The organism is Microbacterium plantarum, assembly GCF_035231185.1.
GTDB lineage: Bacteria > Actinomycetota > Actinomycetes > Actinomycetales > Microbacteriaceae > Microbacterium > Microbacterium plantarum.
Genome location: NZ_CP141117.1, coordinates 2,999,391 through 3,024,361, shown reverse-complemented (window position 1 = coordinate 3,024,361; position 24,971 = coordinate 2,999,391). Strand labels below are relative to the sequence as shown.

The 24,971-nt window shown below is 66.1% G+C and carries 25 protein-coding genes; 12 read left to right on the top strand and 13 right to left on the bottom strand.

What is annotated here, in order from left to right:
- Positions 1 to 19 precede the first annotated feature (19 nt).
- On the top strand, positions 20 to 724 hold the full coding sequence (locus VC184_RS14585) for a DUF3800 domain-containing protein (RefSeq protein ID WP_323986738.1): 705 nt from the start codon (positions 20 to 22) through the stop codon (positions 722 to 724).
- A 305-nt stretch (positions 725 to 1,029) separates the two neighbouring features.
- Here the strand turns inward: VC184_RS14585 and VC184_RS14580 are convergent, their stop codons facing one another.
- Together VC184_RS14580 and VC184_RS14575 are read right to left on the bottom strand one after the other, a co-directional pair.
- Entirely contained in the window at positions 1,030 to 2,169 is a 1,140-nt protein-coding gene (locus VC184_RS14580) for an XRE family transcriptional regulator (RefSeq protein WP_323986737.1), read from the bottom strand.
- Positions 2,166 to 2,876, bottom strand: coding sequence for a hypothetical protein (locus VC184_RS14575; RefSeq protein WP_323986736.1), 711 nt, complete (start codon positions 2,874 to 2,876; stop codon positions 2,166 to 2,168). The genes VC184_RS14580 and VC184_RS14575 overlap by 4 nt, the downstream gene beginning before the upstream one ends.
- Positions 2,877 to 3,220: 344 nt before the next feature.
- On the opposite strand from VC184_RS14575, the gene VC184_RS14570 reads away from it, so the two are divergent.
- Both VC184_RS14570 and VC184_RS14565 read left to right on the top strand, forming a co-directional pair.
- Positions 3,221 to 3,586, top strand: a complete 366-nt coding sequence (locus VC184_RS14570; RefSeq protein ID WP_323986735.1) for a hypothetical protein — start codon at positions 3,221 to 3,223, stop codon at positions 3,584 to 3,586.
- Positions 3,587 to 3,775: 189 nt separating this feature from the next.
- Positions 3,776 to 4,042, top strand: a complete 267-nt coding sequence (locus tag VC184_RS14565) for a hypothetical protein (RefSeq protein ID WP_323986734.1) — start codon at positions 3,776 to 3,778, stop codon at positions 4,040 to 4,042.
- A gap of 65 nt (positions 4,043 to 4,107) precedes the next feature.
- On the opposite strand, the gene VC184_RS14560 is transcribed toward VC184_RS14565, so the two are convergent.
- Positions 4,108 to 5,511, bottom strand: coding sequence for a serine/threonine-protein kinase (locus tag VC184_RS14560; RefSeq protein WP_323986733.1), 1,404 nt, complete (start codon positions 5,509 to 5,511; stop codon positions 4,108 to 4,110).
- 184 nt (positions 5,512 to 5,695) lie between these two features.
- On the opposite strand from VC184_RS14560, the gene VC184_RS14555 reads away from it, so the two are divergent.
- A complete protein-coding gene (locus VC184_RS14555) occupies positions 5,696 to 7,012 on the top strand; it encodes an SIR2 family protein (RefSeq protein WP_323986732.1) in 1,317 nt (438 codons plus the stop codon).
- 88 nt (positions 7,013 to 7,100) lie between these two features.
- Here the strand turns inward: VC184_RS14555 and VC184_RS14550 are convergent, their stop codons facing one another.
- Entirely contained in the window at positions 7,101 to 7,928 is an 828-nt protein-coding gene (locus VC184_RS14550; protein WP_323986731.1) for a hypothetical protein, read from the bottom strand.
- A 488-nt stretch (positions 7,929 to 8,416) separates the two neighbouring features.
- On the opposite strand from VC184_RS14550, the gene VC184_RS14545 reads away from it, so the two are divergent.
- The 3 genes from VC184_RS14545 to VC184_RS14535 all read left to right on the top strand — a co-directional run bounded on the left by VC184_RS14545 (position 8,417) and on the right by VC184_RS14535 (position 13,164).
- A complete protein-coding gene (locus tag VC184_RS14545) occupies positions 8,417 to 8,560 on the top strand; it encodes a hypothetical protein (RefSeq protein ID WP_323986730.1) in 144 nt (47 codons plus the stop codon).
- Between the two features lie 3,259 nt (positions 8,561 to 11,819).
- Positions 11,820 to 12,059: a helix-turn-helix transcriptional regulator gene (locus VC184_RS14540; protein ID WP_323986729.1), complete on the top strand. Its 240-nt coding sequence runs from the start codon at positions 11,820 to 11,822 to the stop codon at positions 12,057 to 12,059.
- Positions 12,007 to 13,164, top strand: a complete 1,158-nt coding sequence (locus tag VC184_RS14535; RefSeq protein WP_323986728.1) for a tyrosine-type recombinase/integrase — start codon at positions 12,007 to 12,009, stop codon at positions 13,162 to 13,164. The genes VC184_RS14540 and VC184_RS14535 overlap by 53 nt, the downstream gene beginning before the upstream one ends.
- A gap of 254 nt (positions 13,165 to 13,418) precedes the next feature.
- On the opposite strand, the gene VC184_RS14530 is transcribed toward VC184_RS14535, so the two are convergent.
- The gene (locus tag VC184_RS14530; protein WP_323986727.1) at positions 13,419 to 13,856 is read right to left on the bottom strand and encodes a hypothetical protein; all 438 of its coding nucleotides are present in this window, start codon (positions 13,854 to 13,856) and stop codon (positions 13,419 to 13,421) included.
- Between the two features lie 476 nt (positions 13,857 to 14,332).
- Here VC184_RS14530 and VC184_RS14525 point away from each other — a divergent pair, with 476 nt between their 5' ends.
- The 3 genes from VC184_RS14525 (at position 14,333) to VC184_RS14515 (ending at position 16,808) form a co-directional block, all read left to right on the top strand.
- Positions 14,333 to 14,602 carry a hypothetical protein gene (locus VC184_RS14525; RefSeq protein ID WP_282501629.1) on the top strand — a complete coding sequence of 90 codons (270 nt, stop codon included), beginning with the start codon at positions 14,333 to 14,335 and terminating at the stop codon, positions 14,600 to 14,602.
- Between the two features lie 41 nt (positions 14,603 to 14,643).
- The gene (locus VC184_RS14520) at positions 14,644 to 16,350 is read left to right on the top strand and encodes a hypothetical protein (RefSeq protein ID WP_323986726.1); all 1,707 of its coding nucleotides are present in this window, start codon (positions 14,644 to 14,646) and stop codon (positions 16,348 to 16,350) included.
- 77 nt (positions 16,351 to 16,427) lie between these two features.
- A complete protein-coding gene (locus VC184_RS14515) occupies positions 16,428 to 16,808 on the top strand; it encodes a DUF2267 domain-containing protein (RefSeq protein WP_274179305.1) in 381 nt (126 codons plus the stop codon).
- A gap of 253 nt (positions 16,809 to 17,061) precedes the next feature.
- Here VC184_RS14515 and VC184_RS14510 read toward each other — a convergent pair whose 3' ends face one another.
- The 3 genes from VC184_RS14510 to VC184_RS14500 form a co-directional block, all read right to left on the bottom strand.
- Entirely contained in the window at positions 17,062 to 18,396 is a 1,335-nt protein-coding gene (locus VC184_RS14510; protein ID WP_323986725.1) for an SDR family oxidoreductase, read from the bottom strand.
- A gap of 10 nt (positions 18,397 to 18,406) precedes the next feature.
- Positions 18,407 to 19,249: a helix-turn-helix transcriptional regulator gene (locus tag VC184_RS14505; protein WP_323986724.1), complete on the bottom strand. Its 843-nt coding sequence runs from the start codon at positions 19,247 to 19,249 to the stop codon at positions 18,407 to 18,409.
- 120 nt (positions 19,250 to 19,369) lie between these two features.
- Positions 19,370 to 19,495, bottom strand: coding sequence for a hypothetical protein (locus VC184_RS14500; protein ID WP_323986723.1), 126 nt, complete (start codon positions 19,493 to 19,495; stop codon positions 19,370 to 19,372).
- An 11-nt stretch (positions 19,496 to 19,506) separates the two neighbouring features.
- Here VC184_RS14500 and VC184_RS14495 point away from each other — a divergent pair, with 11 nt between their 5' ends.
- Positions 19,507 to 20,535 carry a S41 family peptidase gene (locus tag VC184_RS14495; RefSeq protein ID WP_323986722.1) on the top strand — a complete coding sequence of 343 codons (1,029 nt, stop codon included), beginning with the start codon at positions 19,507 to 19,509 and terminating at the stop codon, positions 20,533 to 20,535.
- Between the two features lie 20 nt (positions 20,536 to 20,555).
- Here VC184_RS14495 and VC184_RS14490 read toward each other — a convergent pair whose 3' ends face one another.
- The 5 genes from VC184_RS14490 to VC184_RS14470 are packed head-to-tail and all read right to left on the bottom strand — an operon-like array spanning position 20,556 to position 24,280.
- Positions 20,556 to 21,407: a hypothetical protein gene (locus VC184_RS14490; RefSeq protein ID WP_323986721.1), complete on the bottom strand. Its 852-nt coding sequence runs from the start codon at positions 21,405 to 21,407 to the stop codon at positions 20,556 to 20,558.
- Positions 21,400 to 21,948 (bottom strand): hypothetical protein, encoded by a 549-nt coding sequence (locus VC184_RS14485; RefSeq protein ID WP_323986720.1) that lies wholly within the window; start codon positions 21,946 to 21,948, stop codon positions 21,400 to 21,402. Before VC184_RS14485 ends, VC184_RS14490 begins: the two co-directional genes overlap by 8 nt.
- Positions 21,941 to 22,552: a hypothetical protein gene (locus tag VC184_RS14480; protein ID WP_274179293.1), complete on the bottom strand. Its 612-nt coding sequence runs from the start codon at positions 22,550 to 22,552 to the stop codon at positions 21,941 to 21,943. The genes VC184_RS14485 and VC184_RS14480 overlap by 8 nt, the downstream gene beginning before the upstream one ends.
- 34 nt (positions 22,553 to 22,586) lie before the next feature.
- Positions 22,587 to 23,849, bottom strand: coding sequence for a hypothetical protein (locus VC184_RS14475; protein ID WP_323986719.1), 1,263 nt, complete (start codon positions 23,847 to 23,849; stop codon positions 22,587 to 22,589).
- Positions 23,846 to 24,280: a hypothetical protein gene (locus VC184_RS14470; protein ID WP_323986718.1), complete on the bottom strand. Its 435-nt coding sequence runs from the start codon at positions 24,278 to 24,280 to the stop codon at positions 23,846 to 23,848. Before VC184_RS14470 ends, VC184_RS14475 begins: the two co-directional genes overlap by 4 nt.
- On the opposite strand from VC184_RS14470, the gene VC184_RS14465 reads away from it, so the two are divergent.
- Positions 24,279 to 24,938: a YoaK family protein gene (locus VC184_RS14465; protein ID WP_323986717.1), complete on the top strand. Its 660-nt coding sequence runs from the start codon at positions 24,279 to 24,281 to the stop codon at positions 24,936 to 24,938. The genes VC184_RS14470 and VC184_RS14465 overlap by 2 nt on opposite strands.
- Positions 24,939 to 24,971 lie beyond the last annotated feature (33 nt).

Here is a 24,971-nt window from a genome sequence, read left to right as displayed (position 1 = left end):
GTGGCGGTAGCGTTGCTCCGTGCCTGATCCTCTTGCCCGCTTGGTCTACGTGGATGATTCGGGGCACCAGCAAAGCGGCCTCGTTGTATATGGCTGGGTACATTTCGCCCCTAGCCACTGGCCCCTCGTTCTTCGGCGGTGGCTGGAGCTGCGCAAACGGCTCTACCGTGAGTTTCGCATTCACGTGGAGACCGAACTCCACTCCACCGACTACATCCACGGCCGCAGGCACGTAACCGACCGTCCCCCTCAAAAACACATCCACAACGGCATCACCTACTGGAAAGATCTAGGGCGCGAGGTGGCGGCGCTCCTCCTCGATGAGATCAGCTCGATGGAGGGGATGACCGCCGGCGCCGTCTACCGCAGGTACTCGCCAAACCCGCCAGCCTCGCAGAAGGTTGAGGTGTACAGAGCCCTCATCATGCGGTGGGAAGAAGAGCTTCGCGAAGCGGGAGAGTACGGCATGGTTTTTGTGGACGGCGACGGCACCGACACCTCCTACCAGACCGCACATCGCGGCTTGGAGCTTGACCGTCGACGCATCCTCGAGGACCCCATCATGACGCAATCGTGGATGTCGCAGCTGATCCAGATTGCAGATCTGGTCGCCTGGTGCGCCTTCGTTAGCGTGGAGCGACACCCGTCACAGCAGTTCGCGTGGGACTGGTACGACCGATACATCTCCGTACGGGATCCCCATCGAACGCCCGAACAGATATAGCCCTAGAAACAGCTAGACCCCCTGGTCCGCACTGCTGCGGGGGGGTCTGCGTCACCTATTATGCCACGTGTTCGACCCATCGGCGAGCCCCGAGAGCGGATGCGAGTCGTGTCTGACCCACCATCCAGCTACTCGGGCCTCCCGTACCCGCTCACGGCGCCTAGGTTGCGCTGAGCACTCTTGAGATGCTCAGTCAGCGCGACTCTCGTTTCAATCCCATGGAGCGTTTTTTCGAAAGAACCCGTTCGAAGCACCCCTCGCCGCGTCGTTCTTGACCGGCTCGGCTGCTAGCGGGGCGGTCGGTCCTACTCCGCCAGCGTTAAGTGTGGCCGGTCATCCTGAGCGCCAAGCATTCTGCGGACGTGGGCCGGCGACCACGCCAGCTCCCTTGCCAGCTCAGGAATCGTCACGCCCCGTTGCTCCGCCAACTCGACTGCCTTGGATAGCAGCGAGGGGAGCTCGCCGGGGAAACGGGCTACCGGCTCGTGCGGAATATTCATCTGGTTGAGCCGGATGTATCCACGCCGAGCGGTGGCTTCAGAGATCTTGCCCAGCTCTCGGCTGCGATACACGACCGAGCGGGGCTCGATACCCCACTCTCGACTGACTGCCAGCACGTCGGCCATGTCCAGCCGTGTTCTCAGGCGAGACTCCATCACGCGAGCTGGGGTGAGGAACTCAGCGGCGAACTTATCCGCCTCGCGCTCGATGTCGACTGTTCCGGCGGTACGGCCGCCGTGGAGAATGATGTGGCCCAGTTCATGGGCGGCACTGAATCGGTGCCGGTAGACGTCGTCAGCGCGGTCGGGGGAGAGGACGAGGATCGGCCGGTTGAGCGCGACGGTGGAGAACGCGTCGATCTTCGCAACCTCGTCCTCGACCATCGGCACGAGGACCGCGACAATGCCTTTCGTCTCCGCAAGTCGCACCATCTGCGAGATGGGACCATCGCCCAGTCGCCACGCATGCCTGAGTTGCTGAGCTGCGGCCGCCGGGTCCGCCGAGAAACTGCCCGGCGCTACCTCACCACCGGAGAAGCCTGGGATGTCGATGTTGGGGAAGCGTACGTGCCGCTCAAGAGCGTTCGCGAGCTCCCATACCTGCTCGGTATAAGACACGGACTTACTTCGTTGCTTAGCGGTCGTAGAGCGAAGGCTGCGGAAGAAGACGCTTCCCGACTCGAGTTGCGCGCGGGGTCGGCCAGCCGTAAAGAACGCCACGGGAACTTTCAGGAACGCGGCGAGCTTGTCGACGGTGTCAGCGCGCGGTGGGGTGACACCGGACTCGAACTGACCGATGGCCGCCGCGGACACGCCGACTGCATGCGCCACATCCTGCTTGGTGCGTAGGGCAAGCTGGCGCGCCTGCCGCAATCGCTCGGGATCGAAAGCTCGCGCAACCGCGGCTGGATCTGCGCGACCGCCGCTGTCGGATACGAGCTTCACGGAGTTCCTTCCAACGCGTCGTCTCGCGCCGACATGTCGAGGTCGTCCATCGGCGCCTCATCGAAACGGGTGACCGCAGCGCGCGGCATCATGTGTGCGAGGTCGAGCTGCACCTTCACAGGGAGCTCTTCGTGGTGAACCCAGATCACCGCGCCGTCGGAATCTAGGTAGCCGTCACCGATGAAGATGCGTTCGAGGCCGCCGCGGTCGCTGGCAACGTAGGTCACGAGCACGACCGCTTCGGATTCGGAGGTGGGGGGCGTTAGTTCTGCGTCCTCCTCGTCCTGCCATTCGGCAAGCGGAAGCACCTCGTCGGGGAGGCGCTCGACTTCCCTCAGAAGCTCGTCTCGAAAGTGAGACCAGCTCAGCAGCAGTCGGCCAGCGCTGCGACCAGAGCGCGATGCACACTTAGCGGCGTACACGGTGGTTCCGCTGATAACGGGAATCTCGAATCTGCTGCCTTTCGGGCGAACAGTTCGGGTGCCTTGGATCGCGGCGAGCTGTTCGACGACGGTCAGCGCGAGGACCTGCCAAAATGTGGCGCCGTAGGGCTCGTCTGTCGACAGGCCGCTTGCCGTTTTCGTCTCGGCAGAGGTTTCATGCGCCGCGCGGCCAGCCCTGATGAGCCCCTCTGCGACTGCCGGTGCTACCTGACCGAACCGCTTGCGAAACCACTCACTTTCGCCCAGCGTGACTCCTGCGTCCATGACATCTCCCCGTGTCGACCACCCGTCGTCATCACTTTACTTTAATACATCGAGCGCGCACAAGCGGTTCAGTAAATACCCTAGCGCCAACACGCCTTGCAGCAGACGACTTCGGCACCTAGCTGGTTGTCGTTCACCCGTCTATGCGCCGCGCGGGAGGCATGTTCATGAGCGGGCGGGACGTCGCGTCGGCCCGCCCTTGTTGGACGGGACTAGGTGCGTCACGAGCATCGGGCGCCCCGGGAAGCTTTTGACATAACGTCGATTATCGGTGTTTCTCAGAGCGAACTGTGGGCGACCTTCGCAGGCAACGAGCGTACGCTGATGCCGTGACGGCATCGACAGTGACCGCTCAACGCGAACGCACCACCGAGATGGACATACACGACATCGTTCGCGCGCTGAACGCTACTCTCGGCTCGACGCTCGTGGCCGCGCTTTCCGGCTCGAAGGATCGCGAGCTCCCGCGTCGCTGGGCTAAGCCGGGTGGCCCCGAGCCCCGAGGTCAGTTCGCGAACCGATTGCAGTTCGCTCACCGCCAGTGGGCGCTACTCGCCGCAGCCGATGGCGACCAGGTTGCCCGCCAGTGGTTCATTGGAGGCAACCCTCTGTTGAATGGGGCGACGCCGATCACAGCGATCCGTGAAGATCGTCACGATGCTGTAGCGCGTGCTGTCGTGGTCTTCATCGCCGGCGACATCGACGAGTGACCGGGCGCTGCGCGAGCGTGATTGTGCGCTGACGCCTCCCCAAAGCCCTGACTCCGAGCGCGTACGTTCGAATAGTGCGGATAAGTGCGAATATCGCGGGTCAAGTACGGACCCCTTGAAGTGGGATGGGGCTGAGCCGGAAATCGAAGGCTCGTGAGTAGGGTTGCCGCGATGACAGAGGATCGAGTGATGATGATGATGCTCGCTCGACGGGAGATCATCGCGGCCGACGTCGCGGTGTCGGCTCGTCTTGATGAGTTCATTCAGATCTGTTCCACGACCCCGAGTGGACGCGACGAGGTGAGAACGACCGTGCAAGAAGCGTTCAGCCCCGCTGAGGTACCTGCTGAGGCCGTACTCTCGACGCAGATGCTCCGCTCGTCCCCGGCCGAGCGCCAGAAGACGAGAGACGAGCTTGCCGCGCTCGATGTACACATTGCGAGCATCGAAGACTGACCGGCACCCTGCCGCAAACGATCGTTTCTGGCGGACGCCGCTAACCCGTGCGTAGGGTCGCACCGTCAGTAGCGGCGGCGGGGGTACGTCGTACGACCGTCCGGGAGACTGGACAACCTCGGAAACTTGCCTTGCGCTGCCAATCCGAACCAGGTAGCCCACCTCTGCACGAAGTCTTCGGGGTCGCCCGGGTCGAGGGGGGAGATGCCCCAGCCCAGTTGGCCGCCACCAACCGCGCGGCTGGTCAGAATAGAGAGCCCTTCTGGCCCAGGCAGCGCTCTAGGTTCGTTGTCGAAGTCTGCGCCCCAACCCTGCATGAACCCCATCTCGTACCAGACGTAGTGGTGAGGCTCGTCGAAGTCTCCGAAGTAGAGCGAGTGGCCACGAGATCTGCCTCTGGCAGAAAGCTCAATGCTCGAAGCTGCAACGACATCCAGCGTCCCTCCAGAGGACCCAACAGGCTGCAGCGGGGTGATTCGCAACTGGGCGCCGCCCAGCGTCAGAGCGACGCCACCCCCGCGCCGTTCAGCGCTTGTGTCGGGCGCGCTGTCACGGATGAACTCGACTACCTCTTCGATAACTGCCTCATAGCCCGACCTTGCCGCCGAAACCAAGTTTTCCCGACGTTCCGCTTCGGTCCGCGCCACCGCGGCGGCGGCCTCAGCTTCTGCCCTTTCGGCGAGAAGGGAAGATTGCGCTTGCCCAAGCGCCTGAGCTGCGGGCGAGGTGGCCTCGGTTCCCACACGGGCGAGGCGGGCTGTTATGTTGGCCGCTGAAGGCCGCGCCTCAGGCGCCTTCCCGAGGCACTCGTTGACAAGCCAAGCCAGTTTCCGCGGACCCTCAAGCATCGGCGCGACCTCGGTTAGATGCCCCATCCGTATCTGCTCTCGGGTACCAGTGAAGGGGCGATGCCCCGACAGGAGCTCGTACGCGATGATCCCAAACGCATACACATCTGTCGCGGAAGTAGCGCGCTCGAAGCGCCATTGCTCAGGGGCCGCGTAGGGCGCGGTCATCGAGTCCTTCAGCGTATCCGGAGCGGTCGTGGCTTCGATATACCTTGCGATCCCGAAGTCGCAGAGGGCCCACGCCCCGTCTAGGAACAGGATGTTCTCCGGTTTCAGGTCGCGGTGAACAACTGCTGTCGCGACCTCAGCCAGCCCCTGTGCAATGTCTTTGAGGATCGTGATCGCTTCCGGCACTGAGACTGGTTTGAACATTCGATCTCTCAGTGAAAGTTCGGCGCGAGGCATGAACAGAACCCATGAGTCCTCTGTCTCTTCCACCTGCAGCACGGGGATGATGTGACGCGAATGTGGCAGGCCGGACACCACCAACTGTTCGCGATCGCCCCCGGTGGCCTTCTTCACTACCTTCGCAGCACCGGGTCCCGACGGCCCCCAGGCTTCGTACACATGACCAAAGCCGCCGCGGCCGAGAGGCTTCTCGACATCCCACTTCCACTCCATGGCGAGAGACTAACGGTCACCTGTGACGCGTGGGGCCATCCAGCCAGATCACGCACCGACGACGAGCGCTTCCGGCTGGCGCGTCGTGAGGGACGAGCGCGAGAATGACGAGGTGGATACATCTGAGCCCTCACGCCCGGTGTACGTCCTAGGTGCTGGGTTCTCCCGTGCAGTTCACCAGAGCATGCCGCTCACAGACGAACTCGGACGGGCCGTCAGGCACACCATCGGCGACGACCTCCCTCCGATGGAAGAGGGGTCCTCGTTCGAAGACTGGCTCACCCTCCTCTCCACACCGCTGCCCTTCTTGGAGGGACATGCGAACACTAGACGGCGCGCTTCAGCGGAGCAGGTAACCGCCGCCATCGCAGCCGAGTTGGAACAGCGCGTCGATCATGCCAGCAGAGATGCAGCGCCAGGATGGCTGCTGCAGCTGATCGCGTTGTGGCATGCGGAGCGAGCGGTCATCATCACCTTCAACTACGACCTCTTGGTCGAGCGAGCGCTGACAACCTACCGACCAGCCGTTGGATTCCAAGGAGATGGACGCCCGTACATCGTGCAGGGCACGCAGACCGTTTACCCCGCACCGAGTGCGACGCCAACATCGTGGGGCGACGAGGGTGCCGCCTACGATGGTTCGCTCCAGATCCTCAAAATGCACGGGTCGCTCAACTGGTACTGGGCGCAGGGAAACGAGGCCACACTCACTCGTGTGAATGACGCTGCAGTGCTCGGTCAAGCGCTGCAGCGGAGACGGTCAGATCTGACGGGCACACGTAACCTCGATCGCTTTCTGATCCCGCCCGTCACGAGCAAGGACAGTTACTACAACGTCACGCTCGTGCACACGCTATGGCGAGAAGCCTATGAAGCCATCCAACGCGCCTCGCGGCTGACGATCATCGGCTATTCCATGCCGGCGGGCGATCGAATCGCTGCGGAGCTTCTGCGCCAAACGCGAGACGACACTCCTGTAGACCTTATCAACTGGGACGTGGGCAGTAGCGGCGCACCGCAGACACCCCTCGCACGCTCTGAGTCCCTCAGCTTGAACATCGATCGCACGTGGACCGGCGCGCGGGCCGTCGCTGAGTACGTGCGGGAACGGATCGCGAGCGCCTCGATGCATGCCTTCGACGACATCGACCTAGACCAACTGGCATCAGACAACGTCATCGTCTGCCTAGCCTCGTCTACTCAATCCGGGCGATATGCGGCGCTCTACGGAGACGCCAACGAACCCGCGACGGCAGTCGAGGTTCCATGGGGTATGGCGTTCCGCTCGGAGATGCCGCCTAACGAGATCGCCTTCAATCAGCTCCCCGCGGGCACGAGCAGCTTCGAACTCTTCTACCGGGGAGATCGCCTCGCTCGCGCGAAGATGCCACTGGAGATCAACGCAGGGCCAGATCTTCTCGTCGCTATTGGAGCCAGCACCCAGCGAATGGAGCGGTGGTCAGTATTAAGCCTGCGCACAGCGCCCGCGTCTGACTCGTGACCGAACGCGCCTCTTTGGTTGTGACCGATTTGAGCTGAGGCGGTGATGTGGAGCCTTAGTGGTGGGTAGTCCGTTCTGGTTCAGTCAATCAAGGATGAGTCCGCACATTCACTTGCGCTGTCGAGCCTTCGATACTGAAGAGGTAGTGGTTACCGAATTCTCGGGTGAGCGTGAACCGCGGCGCAAAGTACGGCGATTGGAGATGCTCGAGGAGCCTTGAGAGCGGCATGGGCTCGTGTGCGGGGACAGTCAGCTCCACGTGCAATATGTCGGGAGTCGTCCATGTCTCGATCACGAAGGGGTTGACGGAAAGGAAGAGGCCGAGTCTGCGTACCACTGCGCTGAGAGCGATGAACTCCGCCTTATTTCGAGGAGGGGCGTCAAGTTCGCGGCCGAGCACCGGGTCTCCGCAGCGGGCGCCTACGAGATCGCCGCAACGCAGGAAGGTCTCGCGTTCCGCCTCGAGCGCTGACATCGAGATGCCAACGAAGGTCACTTCTGCATCGACACCGAGCCGAAACAGGGTGACCCCAGTGTGGCTGGCATTCTCACGAGCGCGAAGAAACGGGATGCCCACGTCGAGCCCCTCGTCTGAGTTCCAGGCTGGTAGGAGCGCACACAGTTCGCTGGCCAGCTGGCGTTGGCCAACGACGAGGGTGAGGTAATTGCGTCCGGCCTCAATCTCCAGTGGAACCATGCGGTACTCGCTCGGGTACTCGGGTTGATCAATACGGAGGAGGTAACGCATCTCTTTCAAGATGCGTCCTTCGAGTGCCTGCTGTTCGAACGTCGCTCTTGGCACGAGCGGGCCGTCAGGATGAAATCGGACGTACGCCTGCGCTTCCCTCAAGGGCACGAGAAGGGCCGAGCTGCGTAGCTGAGCGGGTGTGAAGGGGAGTGTTTGTGTGCGTGTCATTGAGACTCCAAGTCGTGGTGCCATGCGATTGCGGCGGCCGCCGCCGCCGCAAGAGGGTAGGTCTAGTGGTACCGCCTCAACGTCTCGTTGCTTCATCAGTTCGGCGGTGCTGATGCGCCGTGAGTTGCCGATTGCGCTCAAGAACGAGCAGAAACCGCATCGGTCACAGCTTCGTATCGATTGGGTCAAAGGCCTGGCGGCGCTCGAGGCGTCTTCCCCGTCTGCGGTGCGGGTACTACCTTCGAGAGTTCCCCCAGCCATGCGTGGCGACCTGACGCAACCGAGGCCTCGCGCCGCACGCGCGCTCATCGCCGTGAGGCACAGGGACTTGCGCATGGTTGCACGGTCGGGGCTCAAAGCCGCACGGCCCGGCGAGAGATTCATCGCGCACCGTTCGCGGAAGCGGGCGTCGCTCGCTCAGCCCGGGAGTTCGCGCGGAGAGTCCCCTCGAGCTCGACCGGCGAGCAGCAGAAGAGCACGGCGGCACCGTGGTGATCGACGTCGCCCTCGATGCCGAACGCCAGCTCCCCGTCGTCGTCGAGCTCAACGGCTTACCCAACTCGGGGCTGTACGCCTCCGCCCCCTGGCTGCTCACCCGGGCGCTCATGGTCGCCGCCGATCGCGGCTACTGACGCTCCCGCGGAAGAACCCTCGTCACCTTCGGGTGGCGGGGGTCCTTGCTTTCTTGAATCAGCAGCACGGTCTGACGACGGTGGTGTCCGATAGGAAGAGGCCATGCCTCGACATCGCCCCTATCGCTCCCTCGCCTCGGCTACGGGGTGCACGGTTGACCTGAGGCTCAGAAGCCAGGACGAGACTGATTCGCCCGAGCACGAAGGTGTGCTGATCCTCGCGACCACAGGCTGGCGGGGCAAGCGCCGCGCGTGGGTCAGGTACAACGATGGTCGCGAGGGCGTCATCCACGAGAGCGAGATGACCGCTTGGGCTCCTGCCGGCCCGACACGGAGCTGACCGCCTGCTCAGCCCCTCGATCCGCCCCCGGCGCAGCACCAGCTGCGGCCGGGGGCTTCTTCTTTCGCGACGGCCGCCCGGTGGCCCAGGCTTGCCCGCCTCGTGGCCACCCGCTGCCCCGCCCACGGCCCGCAGCGACGCGATGAGGACCCGGCGGTCAGCGGGTGGGTTTCCGCTGGGCGCTATCGGTCCCGCGTCTGGTCACGAGACGGCCACCGCATCGATTCGCCCCGCGAAGCGATGACTTCCGGACGCTCCCGCTGGTCGCCGCCCCGCCGATGCCCACCATCCGGTCACGCCGCGGACATAGCTGGGCTGACCGTGGGCGGCGGGTGACCGGCAACTGGTCACGGTTTCCGGCCCCGGAAGCTGATGCTGGAGCAGGGGTGAGGGGCTGAAGGGTCGGGGGCGTGAAGCGATGGGGGCGACCTACGAAGCCCCTAGTGACTGGAGCTGCGTCGCCGCGCCCGCTTCCACCCTCCGGCTGCGTTCGCTGCGCTTTCTCCGCCTCCGGAGTGTCCGAGTTCGCGTCGCCACCTTTCCACTCGCAGCAAAGGCCTGAGGGCTGCTCGGGGCCTCAATGGCGACAGTCTCGCCAGGGCTGACGGGCCGCTTCCCTCCCCCTCCGACGAGATCTCCTCGGGGACGGTGGAGCAGCTGATCCAGCGTCCGGTGGAGTGCGCGGTCGGTGGGCTTCCGGCAGCCGTGCTGCCGACCACGGAACAGATCAGCCGGCGGAGCCAGATGGAGGCGAAGGCCTTCCCCGGGGGCTCCGCCCCGGAGGCATGGTCGCGCAGTCTCATCACCGAGCGGGGCTCGGCGATGAATCCCGGTCTCCGATGGTGAGAGAGCGACGTCCTGACTTCTCAACTGGGCGTCAATGGGGCCAAAGCCGGTGCCAGTTGAGAAGTCGATCATGCGACGGGTCGAGACGGTGACTGGGCCGGCCGCGAGGGGCTGCGAGGTGACAACGCCTCCGGGCCGGGGGTGGATGCCGAGCGTCGATACTCGGCGCATCGGGGCACCCAGGCGCTGCGCGCGCCCGCTGTCGTGACGGTGCTCGGCGACCGGTTCTGTGACCACCACGGTGGTGTCCTGGCCGCTCCACAGTCGCGGCCGATGAGGCGAAAGAAGGCCCCCCCAGCGCCGCCTGCAGCGGCTGTCGCGAGACCTGGTGGCCACGTCATCTCTGGCGAGCTGCCGCGTCCAACAGAGAGTGTGAGAGCGCGTACCGAAGAGGTCTGAGCGATGCTCCGACCTGCGCTGATGCGAGGCGAAAGCGACCGCGTGCCCGCGGCCGCGACGGGGTCTGAGTCAGAGGGCGATGCCGCCCTCTGCGTCGCTTCGCTCGAAGCTGTTAACAAGACGCCGATGAGGCTGGAGTCTTGTTAACAGCCGGACCCCGTCTTTTCAACGGTTTCTGACGCCCTTGTCAACAGCCCGAGTCGCCGCTGCGCTCTGACTCAGCCTGTTTCCAGGGATGATGACTCAAACGAAACCGCTGATGCAGCAGCAGAAATGACCTCGATCCGGCGCTGAAGCTTCGGATGCGAGGGAGAGAAGAAAAAGAGCATAAGGGGAGGTGACGCCGGGCTGCGTTTCACCCTTCGCTGCGCTCGGTCGAAACTTGCCCTGCGGTCGGCACAGCCGACACCTCTTCGGAAGCCCCTGAGACTGTCGCTTCGCTCGGTCTCCTGGTCTTCCTCACCCTCACCGCTGGCGCGTCTCGGGCCCTCACTCGAAGCTGTCGCTCCTCGCCCTCTGACGCCCCACCGGGCGTCTTCGGGTGCTCCCGCCGCTGACGCATCTCCGCGCTGCTCCGATGCGTCAGACGGCGGCTGACCGCGTCCTTCGCGGACGCGGGAGAGACGGTGCGGCGATGCCGCGGAGGATGCGCGGAGGAGACGGCGCTTCGACCGCTGCGTCGCTTCGCGCCGCAGCGAGGAGGGGTCCCGATCTCGTGATGCCTCGCGAGCGCGATCGGACGGCGGCGAAGTACGTCGCAAAGGTCGGACCCCTGTGAGATCGTTGGCGTCTTGCTCGTGTGGCCCGTCGCGCTGCCGCCACGCGCCGACGAGCGAGCGCCGCCAACTCCGGAGGGGGCGTCCCGAAAAGATCGCGCGATGTTGCCTCCTGCGCCTCGCGCGACTTAGCACTTCGACACAGACGGCGCGAATCAGTCGTTGTCAACCATGTGCCCGAGTCCGTCGTCGCGATCACCCAGCTCGGCGCCGAGCCCATCACCCTGCGTGTCTCTGGGGTTCCGCTGACTCCGTCCCGCGGGTGAGCAACCCCTTCTCGACCGGTCGCAGATCGTCATGCCGCACCGCTTGTTCGAGCAACCGCCTCGGGGCCGGGTCGAACACGCGCCTCGGATTCGACGCGCGAATCTTTACCGGAATCATTGCCGCCGCTCCTGCCGCGTATGTGAGCTGGAGGTTGGCGTGCCGCTCGAGGCACGGTTCCTAACCGAGCCCTTCGGTGATGAACCTGCCGGCTTGGGGATGCACACCCCCCCCACAGGTCGATCAGGGGGTCTCGCTCCTTCTTCGCGCCGCACCCGTCTTTTTGCGGTCTCGCGCGCCCCCGCGCCGCGCCAGTGACACCTGATGCGGTCCTCTCGGAACGACGATCAGGCCCACCTCAACTCGAACTTGGTGCGATCAGCGGTTCGGCAAGCGCGCGCCGTGGTGGCATCAACCTCTGTGCTGAGATGCCCGAGTGTGAGATGTCGGTAGTACGTGGGAGCATGTGGGTCTAATCGAAAACTGAGTGTTGTCGCGATGACGGCTAGCTCGGCGCGGAGACACTCCCGCGTCACGACCAAACAGTCGTAACGGGGCACAACGATGGGCAAGGGACCCGTCGGAAGCACTCCTCACACCATGAGGAGATGTCCCTTTGTCTACATCCACCACTATGCCCGTGCGCAGTTTGGTCGAGGCTGTCGCCAGCTCTGAACTGCTCGACGCTCTGATCCGGCCGGACACGCTTGCCGATCGACTTGGCACCACCGAGCGCAACCTCAGCGAGTGGCGTATCACCGGCCGTGGTCCCAGATACATCCGAATCGGACGTTCGGTGCGTTACCGGCCCGAGGCAGTGGATGCCTGGCTTCTCGCCCAAGAGCATGCGAGCACGGCGGAAGAAGCCTGCTGACGTGGGAACGATCAGGGCGTACGCCACGAAGAACAAGGGCCGGCTCTACGAGGTCTGGTACCGCAAGCCCGATGGCTCACGGGGTCATGATCGCGGCTTCAAACTCAAGCGCGATGCTGAAGCACACCTCGCTTCCGTCGAAGTCGCCAAGCTCCGGGGCGGGTACATCGACCGCGCCGACGCGAAAGCGACCGTCGCTGAGCTCGGCGCCGAGTGGCTTGCGCGGCATAAGGCCAAGGTGACGGTCAGTTCGCATCATTCAGTGGACAGTGCATGGCGCGTGCACGTTCTCCCACGGTGGGGCCATTACGCCGTTGGCGCGGTCACACGGCGCGAGGTTGAGGCATGGCTGACCGATCTCGGCCGCACGCGCTCTCACACCACCGTCGCGCGAGCACGCGACCTGGTCGCCGGCATCTTCGACGACGCCATCGAAGACAACAGGGTGCTCAAGAATCCTGCTCGTGGACTCACGATCAAGAGGAAGCCCATCCCGGACGAGGTGTTTCTCGACCACGCGCAGGTCGAAGAGCTCGCGCTCGCATCCCGCTATCCAGACCTGATCCGTTTCCTCGCCTACACGGGACTGAGATGGGGCGAGGCCACAGCGCTCCGGGTGCGAAACGTCGATCGTCAGCGCCGCCGAGCTCACATCCGGGAAGCTGTGGCGGACGTCAACGGCACGCATCATCTGGGGTCGGTGAAGTCGCACGAAAGGCGCTTAGTCGCCTATCCAGATTTCCTAGATGGCGCCATCGAACGTGCCTGCAGAGGCAAGAGCCCCGACAGTCGGCTCTGGGAGGGGCCCAACGGGTCGTACCTCCGGCCCGGAAACACCTACAGCGGGTGGTTCGCCGGCGCGGTGCGTCGTTGCATGGACGCCGATCCCACCTTTCGTCGTGTGACCCCGCACGATCTGCGTCACACCGCTGCGTCTCTCGCCATCAGCGCGGGGGCCAATGTCAAGGTCGTGCAGCGCATGCTCGGGCACAAGTCCGCGAAGGTGACGCTGGACACGTACGCAGCCCTCTTTCCGGATGACCTCGACAACGTCACCGCCGCGTTGACGCACAGGCGTGCGGAGCGGCTATCGCGAGCTGACTGACGACTCCGATGGAGTGCGGCTCGTGGTGCATTTTGGTGCACTTTTAGGTGTGGATGCCCGTGCGTAAGTGTGAGCTTGCCCGCGCAGATGTGCACGAAAACGAGCAGAAATCGCGAAAGTGGCATCCTTGCGAGGCCGCCGAAATGGGTTCAAATCCCACCGTCACCGCCAGTGAAAACCCCCGGTTACCCGGGGGTTTTCTGCATGTGTGGGGCGTGTGTGGTGCGGTCTTGGTGCGGATCTGGGTCGTGCTGTCAGCCGCGGTTCTGCGGCGAGCCCGGCCATGGCTGCGGCGGGTATCGCTTGTAGTAACGCTTCCAGGCGAACACGTTCGCAGCACCTGCGAGAGCTACCCACAGCCCCAGGAGTACCCAGGGCAACGGGGCGCCGGGCTCGCCGAGCGCATGTAGCAGCAACAGTCCCGCCACGGGGTAGCAGAGAACGCCCGCGATCATGAGCTGGTGGTTTCGCCGACGAGCTGCAGGATCCGTCGGTGGCTGAGGTGTTTCCATAGTTCGATGCGCCTCCGAACCCATCATCGGGGTAGGGCCGCGACCGTGCATAGGCTCGGCGGCCAGCGCGGCACTGACTGTCGGAATGCTCGTCTCGTGGGCGTTCGCTGCCTTCGGGTCGCTGACGAGATCGACGACGAGCTCCGGCAGCGCGCTCGAGAGGGCCTGCTGTTGCAGCATCCCACTGTGGAGGCGCTCAACACGCTGGGAACCCTGGAGCTAGAGGATGAGGCGCGACGACTGCGACGCCTGAACTCGTCTGGCGGAGTCGATCCGTGCGGGCACGCGCGTCGAAACTGGGCAGGCGATTCCAACTCCTGATTGCGGCATTCCTGCTGGTCGTGGTCCTCGGACTTGTTCGTATGATCTGGGCGATTGCTCTGGGGCAGGAGTTCTGGTCAGGGCTGATCGGCGGCGTCGGTGGAGGGGCGGTTCTCTTCGTCATCCTTTCCTCCCTGCACCGACGCCAAACTCGCGACGAGCCGCCTGCGGGAGGCTGAACCGATCCGGCTAGGGTCAGGTACACCCGCAGCACCAGCTGCGACCGGGGCTTCTGCGTTCGCGCTGGCGAGCCTTGGCCGAGGAATTCTCATCCGTTTGGGCGATTCGCTTCTTCGACTGCGCTCATAGGCTGGCCATGCCTTGAGGAGGGTGGCATGACCGACGTTTCCGTGCATTTCGACACGCTTCGCTCGTCGGCAACCACGATCGGTGCGGCGGGCCGCGCTGTGAGGAACTCCGGCGAGCTCGGATACGTCAGCGAGAGCGTGATCGGGTCGAACGAGGTCGCGTCTGTTCTGCAGGATGTCGCTACCGAGCACAGCATTCGTGCGGCGGTCGCGAGCGAGACGTTGGTGACCGTTGGTCGGCGCCCGGAGGCATCGGCGAACGAGTTCACTCAGCTCGACGGAGTCATGGCGTACTGATGGTCGCCCGGAATGACCCTGGCGCCGGCGACCCTTCCGCGATGGCTGCCATGGCCGACGACTGGGGAGAGCGGGCAGAGAGCATCCGTTCGTCGCAGACGAGCGTTCGTTCCGCAGCGGAGGCGGCATCCGGTTCGTGGTCGGGCGAAGCTCACGATGCTTTCCAGCGCCAGGTGGCGGCGGTGGAGCCCGATCTGCTGGTGCTGGCGACGGGCATGAGCGCCGCGGCCGGTGCGCTGAGGGGATATGCGGAGGTGGTTCGCGCGATCAAGGACGAGCAGGACTCGCTCGCCCGGCGCCGCGCTGTTGTCGCGGATGAGCGCGAGGAGCTCCGTGGCCAGCTGCGGGTTGCGCGGGCGGAGTCGTCGAACAATTACGTCTCGTTTCCCGAGCCTGTTGCTCGCGCTCGTGCGTTGGAGATCGAGCTCGGCGACGCCCGGGATGCTCTCGACGCCGTGGAGGCGGAATGGGATGCGCTGTGCGAGAGGCGTGCCGCGGCCGACGACGCGCTGATGTCCGCGCTGTCATCCCGAGACGTTCGAGGCGCGCTGGGAGTGTTCGCTCGCGGGGGTGCTGCGGCTATCCCACGCGGCGGGCTGCTGACGCTGGTCGCGTCGCTGTCGGAGGCGGACCTTCGGGCGCTCGTCGCCGTGCACCCGGAAGTCCTCGACCTGATCCGCAGTGTCCCTCCGGCGGAGGTCGCGACCTGGTGGGGCGCGCTCGTCGACGGAACCCGGACCCTGCTGGTGAACGGTATCCCCGAGTTGATCGGAACCCTCGGTGGCATCCCGGCTGTCGTTCGCGAAGCGGCGAATCGTCTCGTGGCCGCGGCGAATCTGGAGGGCCTCCTGCGGGAGCGAACCCTGCTCACCGGTGAGGGGCCGCCGATCCTTAGCCCTCTCTCCAGGCTGGCCGACCCGTGGTTGTTGAGGCAGATCATCCACCAGTTCAACGAGCAGCAGTACGTTGATCGCCTTGCCGCTCTTGACTCCGAGATCGCCTACCTCGAGCGCGTGGTGGCAGGAGACGTGTCGCTCTACCACTACGACCGGGACCGGCAGCAGATCATCGAGATGTTCGGTGACGTCGGGAAAGCGGATGTCATCATGAGTTTCATGCCCGGGACCAACACGACGATGGAGAGCTTCTACTCCTCCACTGGTGAGGAAGGGATCACCGCGCTCACCGAGCTGGTTGTTGACGAGGGGCCCATCGGGGTTGATGTCGCCGGATTCGTTCTGAAGCAGGGATTCTTCCCCCACCTCGCGCCCGAGACAATTGTCACGCAGGGACCACAGGTGAACTTCTGGGCGCTTCCTCTCGGCAGTCGGTACGCAGCTTTCGAGAACGAGCTCGACGTCGTCGTGGGCGACACGCCGTTGATGTCGCTAGAGCACTCCTTCGGGACCGCCATCGGCGGTGCGGCGGAATCTGCGGGCGCCGATTTTCAGGCACGCGTGCTGCTAGGTGGGATCGGGATGCTGGAGGGTTGGGAAGCCCGCGACGGCACTGAGTACTACGCCATTCAAGGCCCCCATGACGTCAACCGTTATCTCGACGGCGTGCAAGTCGGCCCGCTGGGGTATGCCATCGCCCCATCGCATGAGAATGGCATCACTGAGCTCGATTCCGGGATAACCGCGGGGGATCCCATCGAACAACATAACTGGCTATTGTCAACAGACGCGCAGCTCAATCCGCGCACGCGCCGTGAGGTCAACCGAATCTTGTACGAGCTAACACGATGAGCCGCCGTCGGGCCGTCGGAGTTGCCCTCGGGATCCTGACAGCGCTGCTCATAACGGGCTGTACATCAGGAGAGCAGATGACACTCGACGAGGCACGCGCAATGACCGAGACGGTGATGCAAACGATCGCTGATGAAGTTCCAGGCGGCACGATCGAGGATTTCTCCGCAGAATCGCCCTACCTGGCCTGCGGAGAAGGCGCATACATCTACAGCGCCCGGTGGGGGGTGACGCCAGACCGGCCCTTCGATGGTGCGGATTTCGTTCGCGACCTCCCCGACCGTCTGGGCGAAGATTTCGTCGTCGACGAGAAGGTCGTCGACATTTCGTTCCCGGCGGTCGCTCTGAACCATGCGAGCGGGATCATCCTGGATGTCATCGTCGCCGGCGTCGATGGGGCCGAGGTCGTTGACGTCTACGCGATCGCTCCATGTGCAAGAGGTGAGCTGCCGGGGTGAACCGCGGGCTTCCCGGTCCTCGCGGAAGCGGCGGGGCGTTGAGAGGGCTCAAGAATGTCGCGGCCACGGCGATCCTCATTTTGGCTGCAACGACGATGACGGGGTGCGTGATGGCAAGTGGGCCGACGATCGATGAGGTGCGTGCTGATACGGACGCGATGATGCAGCGCGTCGCGGATGAGGTTCCCGGCGGGGTCCCGGAGGTCCTGCCGTCCAACTCGCCCTACCTGGAGTGCGCCGAAAACTCCTTCTACTACTCGACGCGCTGGACCGTTGCCCCCGAAGCGGGGTTCAACGGATCGGCCTTCATCGAAGCGCTCCCGGATCGTCTGGGTGACGGGTTCCGCGAGTTCGAGACGGTCGAGGTATCGGTGCCTGCCATCGCATTGAAGCACTCCAGCGGCATGATCCTCGATGTCCAGGTGATCGATCTGGACGGCCGCACGGTCGTCTCCCTGCTGGGCGTCTCTGCGTGCGGTGAAGGGGAACCGCCGGCGGAGTAGCCGAGACCGCCCGTCGCCCATGGCCACCCCGCGCCCGTCCCGCTCAGATCGCGAACCGCTCGCCGATCATCTCGAGCGAGGCATCCCAAAGACGCGGTCCGTCGGTGAGGTCGCGGAACGGCGCCCAGAACTCCTGGCGACGCGGTGCACCCGCGATGACGCGACGTGGGCCGTAGAACTCGTCGCCGCGGGAATCGGGGCCGGCTGCCGCGACCAGCGCGGGCTCCGCCGCGCCCGGCACGGTGCCGGGCGGGCTCCGCCGCGCCCGGCACGGTGCCGGCGAGCCCCACGCGCGAGAGCGCGACGATCAGCGCCCGGCCCGGAGACGCCTTCGCCCGGCCGATCCCGGGCTGCGCCGCGAGCAGATTCGTCGGGCTGACGCCGGGGTGTGCGATGTTGCTCGACACGCCCCATCCGCCGGCGCGGCTGCGCGCGTCGAGCTCGCGGGCGAAGAGGGCGACGGCGATCTTCGACTGCCGGTACGCGGCCATGTCGTCGTAGCCGCGCCGCCAGTCGAGGTCGTCCCAGTTCAGCCCGCCCGAGCGGGCCGCGACGCTCGTCTGGTGCGTCACGCGCGCTCCGCCGGCGCGCAGCAATGGCAGCAGTCCGAGGGTGAGCGCCACGTGGCCGAGGTGGTTCACGCCCCATTGCAGCTCGAAGCCTTCCGCGGTGGGTCGCCGTGAGCCGGGGTGCATCACACCGGCGTTGTTGACGAGCAGATCGACGGGTCGGCCCGCCGCCACGAGGTCGCGCGTGAACGCGGCGACCGAGTCGAGCGAGGCGAGATCGAGCGGACGCGTCGTGACCTCGGCGCCCGGCACGGCACGGCGGATGCCGTCGAGGGCTGCCTCGGCTTTGGCGGGGGACCGTGCCGGCAGGACGACGGTCGCTCCGGCGGCCGCCAGCCGTGTCGCGATCACCCGGCCGATGCCGTCGGTCGCGCCGGTGACGACGGCGAACCGTCCATGCAGGTCGGAGAGGGGAGCGGTGCCGCGGGTCATGGTTCCTCCGTCGTTCGCGCGGACCGGGCGGTCCGCTCGTCCCATGCTGATCGCGGCGCGCGGCGGCATCCAGAGCCGGCTCATCCACTGATCGTCAGGTCGCCCCTGCGCCGGCGCCGATGACGGCCAGCAGCTGCAGCTTGTCGTGACTCTCGCTCCCGGGCGCCGCGGTGTAGACGAGCAGGCGGTGCGACTGATCGGGGTCGAGGAGGGTCTGACACTGCAGCTCGAGCGCGCCGACCTCCGGATGCCGGAACCGCTTGACCTCGGGCGGAGCGATGCCGACCTGCTGGGCATCCCAGAGAGAGCGGAACTCCGCGCTGCGTTCTCTGAGCGACGCCGCCAGCGCGGCCGCGCGCGACGACGGGCCGCGCAGTGCCACGATCTCGCGCAGACCTCCCGCGTACACCCGGGAGAGGACCTGATGCTCCGCCGCGTCGTACGACTCTCGCGCCGACGGGTCGGTGAACCAGCGGTAGCCGAGGCTGCGGGCATCTCCCGTGTGCCGGGTCGCATCGCCGACGAGAGCGATGCTCAGCGGCGTCTGGCGCAGGGTCTCGCCGAGCTCTGTCACGATCTCCGCCGGAGTGTCGTGCAGCCGATCGAGGATGCGCAGCAGACCCGGGCTGACGTGATCGCTCGCGGGCCCGCGAGGGGGCGGCGCGTGTCCGGCAAGTCGGAAGAGGTGGTCGCGCTCGCCGAGCGTCAGATGCAGCCCCTGTGCGATCGCGGCGAGCATCTGCTCCGACGGGCGGGGCCCGTTGCCGCGCTCGAGACGGGCGTAGTAGTCCGTCGACATGTTGCAGAGGGCGGCGACCTCCTCGCGGCGCAGCCCCGGAGTCCGGCGGCGCTCGCCCCGCTGCAGCCCGACATCCGAGGGCTGCAGCGCCTCTCGCCGCATCCTCAGGAATGCGGCGAGCGTGTCTCGATCGATCATGTGTCGTTCGCCTTCCCGGTCACGCGGTGCGGCCTCTGTTCTACCGGTCGGGGGGCCTCGCAGCCAGGACCTGCTGCTCCACCCCTCGCCGCCCGTCGGCGGTGCTGCGTACGCCTTCGCTCAGGTGGTGCTCGCCGTCACCGACTGATCGCGGATCTCCTCCTCGGGAATGACATCCGCTGGCGCGGCTACATCGCAGTGGCGATGTGCCGAGGCTGCGAGATCGAGACGATCGGTGAGTGCCACGGTCGAGAAACATGACAGCAGCAGGTCCGGAGCGGAAGAGCCGCCGTCGTCGGCGGCGTCTGGTCGGCGCGACCGTCGCGGTGGGTGCGCTCGCGGCGGTGACAGTCGTCGGCGTCTTCGCACTCGACGTCTACGGCCCCCGGTTCGGCGTCTACCTGGTTCCTCCGTCGGTGCAGAAGTACGCGGAGATCGCCGTCGAGCGCCTCGACCGTGGGTATCACACCGACAGCGCCGAGTGGCCGCCGGTTCGCGCCGCGCTCCTCGAGGCCGCGGCGCATGCTTCAACGTACGCCGAGCTGTATCCCGCTCTCGGGGAGGCGGTCGCGGTCGCCGGCGGGCCGCACTCGCGCTTCATCCCCTCGGGCGAGGAGCGATCCGCCGAGGCGACCGCGTCCGTGCCGGCGCCGACGGTGAGTTCCGAGGGCGGCATCACCACGGTCGTGCTGCCGGAGATGCTCTCCACGGATGCGGACGACCAGGACGCGTACGCGATCACCGTCGCAGACGGGATCGACCGGGCTGCGGCGGGCACGTGCGGTTGGCTCGTGGACCTTCGCGGCAACGTCGGCGGCAACATGTATCCGATGCTCTCGGGGGTGACGGCGCTGCTTCCTGACGGGCCGGCGCTGTCGTTCCGCGACCGGCACGGCAGTGACGCCGTCGTGACGGTGCGGCCGAACGGGGTGGCACTGGGCGAGAACGTCTTCGTGGACGTCGGCGACCGAGCGAAGGCGACCGGAGTGCCCGTCGCGGTGCTGCAGGACGACAGAACGGCATCGAGCGGCGAGTCCGTGCTCGCATCCTTCCGCGGAGTCGACGGTGTCCGCACGTTCGGCACGCCCAGCGCAGGCTACACGTCGGCGAATGCGAGCACGACGCTCTACGACGGGGCCACGCTCGTGCTCACGGAGAGTGCTTACGTCGACCGGACCGGTCGCAACCACGACGAGCGAAGCATCGACCCGGACCAGCCGGCGACGGCATCCGCGTCAGAGGACGAGGCGCGCGCGTGGCTTCGCGAGCAAGGATGCGGTGGATGATCCGCGCCTTTCGCTGACGCTTACTGGCGCTGGCTCACCGGAAGCCACAGCATCGTCTGCTCGTGGATGATGAACCCGCCGGGAGGAGTGTCCGGCTCGTCAGCCTCCATCGCTCCGCCGCGTGAGCGGAGTTCGTCGATCGCGGCGCTGCGCCGCCTGACCAACTCGGCCACATCCGTGCGCCCGTCGAGATCGCGCATCAGCTTGGCCGTCATCCGATCGCGCTCGACGGCGATCTCGGCTGCCACGTCCAAGTGCGCCAACTCGACCCCGTTGTCGATGTCTGTGGTCATCGAGCCACCGCGTGCCCTCATGAGCCGGACGACGATCGCTGCGATCGCTGCGAGCACAGCGCCCAGAAGATAGAGCATCCGGATGCCCCCGTCGGTTACCACCCAGGCCACGGCCGCGGCGGCGATCACGAGGACTGCGAGCAACGTGCTCTGCAGAGCGACCGGTCGCCCGAGCGGTCGGCCACCGGCAGCCGCCACGGCCGCCAGAGCCCCGATCCCCACGACGACGCTGACGATCCCGCCGGGAACCACCGTGTTCTCGATTCCGAGGCGGATGCCGTTGAGCATGCCGATCGGCAGCACCGAGAGCAGCAGCAAGACGAACACGACGCGCAGGATCACTCCGCTGTGCGGGTCACGTGCGCCGAAGCGCTCACGAAGATGTGCTGTGACGCTGCGCCGTGCGGCGTTGCTGGCCGCGGCACCCTCGTGCCAGAGCCGGTCGACCAGGTCGCCCAGGCCCGCCGAGCGCAGAACCGCGGCGTCGACGTCCGCCCGAGTGAGGCGCTGGTGGGGCCGTGCGCCGAAGTCCAGGCCGGCCAGGCCGTTGGGAGACGAATCGGGACGAGATTCAGGCATCTGCCACCTCGATGCTCGCGAGCAGCTCTTCGGCCAATGGCATCGCGAGAGCCGATGCAGCAGGCGGGAGGGGCGACATCTGCGCGACGGCGAGCCTCCCGCCGAGCGCGAAGATGTACATCGCCCGGACGGTCTGGATGACGCGTGGTGCGCCCTCGTTGGGTCCATCGTCGATGACAATCGTCAACCGCCAGGCAGGCATCCCATGGAGCTCGAAGGGAACCGCCACGGGCTCCCACGCCGAGGGGGTGGCGGCCAGAGCGATTCGAACCGCGTCGGACTCGTGCGTGACGGCGGGCAGTCCCGGGACCAGCAGGGTGAGCGCGGCGTAGAGGCCGGCATCGGGTTCGCACAGCAGCAGGACGGAGCCGGACCGGGCAGCCTCGCGAGTGAGGACGGCCAGCTCGGCCGCCGTGAGGATGTCGCGGATGACCGACTCGTCGCGCCCCTCGCACAGATCGTTGAGCCATGGCAGAGCATGCTCGCGATCAGGCACAGCCGACCAGATCCTGCTGTCGGCCGACAGCGACAGCTCAGGCACGTCGTTCCCAACGCACGGTCGAGACGATCGCATGACTCAAGGCCGTCATAGCGGAGATCCCCTCCTCGTCGACTGCAGCTGAATCTGCCGCCGCCAGCATCTCCGCACGCAGGAGCAGACCGTGCGCCGGCTGGTCGGGGACGGGTAGCAGGTAATTCAGGGCGGTCGTGGATATCTGACCGTTCGTCACCGTCACGTTCTCGTTACTACGCCAATGCAGGATTCCGGCGATGTCTCCGAGCGGGGCGGCCCCGCGAGCTGCGATCAGCTGTGCGCCGACCTCCATGATGGATCGGCCGAGCGGCGCGTCCATCCGTGACGCGGTGATCGATAGCGGCAGATAGTCATCGGGAGTGACGTCGACCTGCGCGAACACGCGGATGACGTTCCCCTTGGCCGCAGACGACGTCATGGTCTCGAACAGCTCCTCGAGCTGCGGCGCCAGCACGGCTCGCTGCGCCCCCGGGAGGGCCCGCAGTGAGCGCGTGGCCCGCTCGCGCAGCTCTTCCCCACTGGGCGCGAATGAGCCCCACCCGCCCGGGAGCACCAATGCGAAGCCCGGAACCTGTGGCGACGCGCCGACAAGTTCGGCTCGGAGCGACATCTATGACCTTTCTGGCGGAGGTACGCGGTCGAGCCTATCGAGCCTGCGGGGCCGGGCCCGCCAGCACCGACTTGGCATTCTGTCCGAGGCCGGCGAATTGCTGGATAGCCTGCATCGAGCCCCAGAAGCCCTCGGCAAGGGTCGACGGCATCGTCCCCGGCGCGAAACCCCCGAGATTGCGGAGGCTGTTACCCCAGTTGCCGGTCCACTCGATGGTCTGCCACGCCGCCTTCGGACCGAGAAACAGCCGGAACATGTTGCGGGTGTTCATGCCGTGGTTTGCGAATGCATCCGGCAAACGGGTGCGAAACAGGAGGTCGTCGATCTGTGCGAAGCCGGCGCGGGCATCGATGAACTCCGAGAACGTGAGGCGCATCGTCCGGGTGAACCGAGAGACGTCTCCGGCCGCATCGAACAGGGTCGTCACTTTCGCGAGCTTCCCGAACGGGAGGACCCCGAAGATCGCGAGCCCCACTTCACCCCACGAGCCGCGCCCGGTGTGCAGCCGCGCAAGCTCGCCGAGGAGCGAGATCACGCCGATGATGGCCGCCGCTGCTGCCGCGATCGCCGCCAACGGTCCCGTGACGACCAGTGCGACGACGAAGAGGATGACGCCGACGATCGCCAGGACGAACAGCATCCCCTCGATGAATGGCATGGCGTTGTCCCAGAACCCGTCGGAGACGCCGTCCTCGTTCACGCGCTCCAGACGATCGACGGCGCGGTCATACGCCGCTTCCCACGACTCGACGGGTGCGTCGTAACGCGACCAGTAGCTCTCGAAAGTATCGAGCGCGTTGTCGAAGGCAGCCTGCTCGCCTGCCGTGGACGGGCGCGGACCGAGTTGCTCGACGTCGTTGCGCTCGTCGCGTTCGTAGTCGCGAACCTCGCCTTCGGCGCTCTCCAGCGACCGCGAGGCGGCGTTGACCTCCGCCCATGCCGCGGCGGCGTTGTCGACCAGCGTGTCCGTGCTGGACTTCACCTCTTCAAGGGCGCCGGCGTACCAGACCAGCGCTTGCCCGCTGGGACGGTAGCGGGACGCCGCCGTGGAGAGATCTGCGTGCACCTCTTTCGCCTGATCGCGGATCGAGGTGAACGAGTCGCCGCGGCCGACGGTTCCGTCTGCGAACAGCTCGAGCGTGCGAGCGGCCGACGCCATCTTGTCGCCGAGCTCCTGGATCGCTTCGCCGCGTGTCTTGATGCTTCCCGGGGCGCCTGCGATTTTCTCGAGTCGGCGGCCTCCGGGAGTCGCCGGCATCGATTCGGACTGGTAGCGGTAGTCGTCGTGGCTCATCATTCGCTCGATTCCAGGGACGCCGCGAGCTCGAGGTCGACCTCAGCCCATGCCTCGCGGCTGTCGTCGATTCGCTTCTTCATCTCTTCCAGGTGACGACGCTGCGTCTCCCGCTTGTCGTTCCATTCGGACTCGAAGGCGCTGGCCGCTGCGGCGAGCGTGCCGTCCCCCCGCGGCCGGTCGATCGCCTGTTCGAGAAGGTTCGTCTCGGACCCGGCGTCCGCGTACTCGGCGATGATCAGCGCGAGTGCCGTGCTGAGCTCTTCCATCGATGCAAGCGGAATCTCTACCCCGTCGCCTGCCATGTCGTCCCCCTGTTGTCCGTGAACATCGTCCTGCGCGCCGCCTAGCGTATGCGTGGTCGTGGCTTCGGTGCCATGGGGAGTTCTCCCCATGACTCCGGCGATGCCGCGCGGGGAGGAGACTGATGGCATGGTCCGTCAGCTCAGCGCGCGTCGTCTCGCCGTCGCGGTCGCTCTCGCCTCGCTCGCGGGGTACCTCGACGGCTGCGGCTTCATCCTGCTGGGCGGCTACTTCGTCTCGTTCATGACCGGCAACACCACCCGCCTGGCGGTCGACCTCGCGCACGTCGATTGGTCGGCCGCGGGCCTCGCGGCTGCGCTCATCACAGCGTTCGTCATGGGCGTCATGGCGGGCACCGCGCTCACCTCGCCGGCATCCGACCGCACCGTGCACATCCTCGGCGTCATCACCGCCTCCGCGGCGCTCGCGGCCGCGCTGGCTCCCACGACCGCGCCCGCCGTCGCCGGGTCGCTGCTGGCGTTCGGGATGGGGGCGGCCAACACCGTGCTGGCGCAACGACAGGATGTCGCGTTCGGGGTCACCTACATGACTGGAGCGCTGGTCAAGGTCGGCCAGGGCGTCGTGCGGGCGCTGCGCGGCGGGGACCGCTGGGGCTGGTCCCGTCACCTGCTCATGTGGGCGGCCGTCGCCGCGGGGGCGGTGGCGGGAGGCCTCGCCTCGTCGCTTCTCGCGTCGAGCGCGCTGTGGATCGCCACGGGTGCTGCCGGCGTGCTCACGGCGGTTGCGGCCGTGTTCCGGATGCGGCGCGGTCGGGCGCGGACCCCATAATGCTTCGCCCGCTCGGGCACCAGCCCTTTCCGC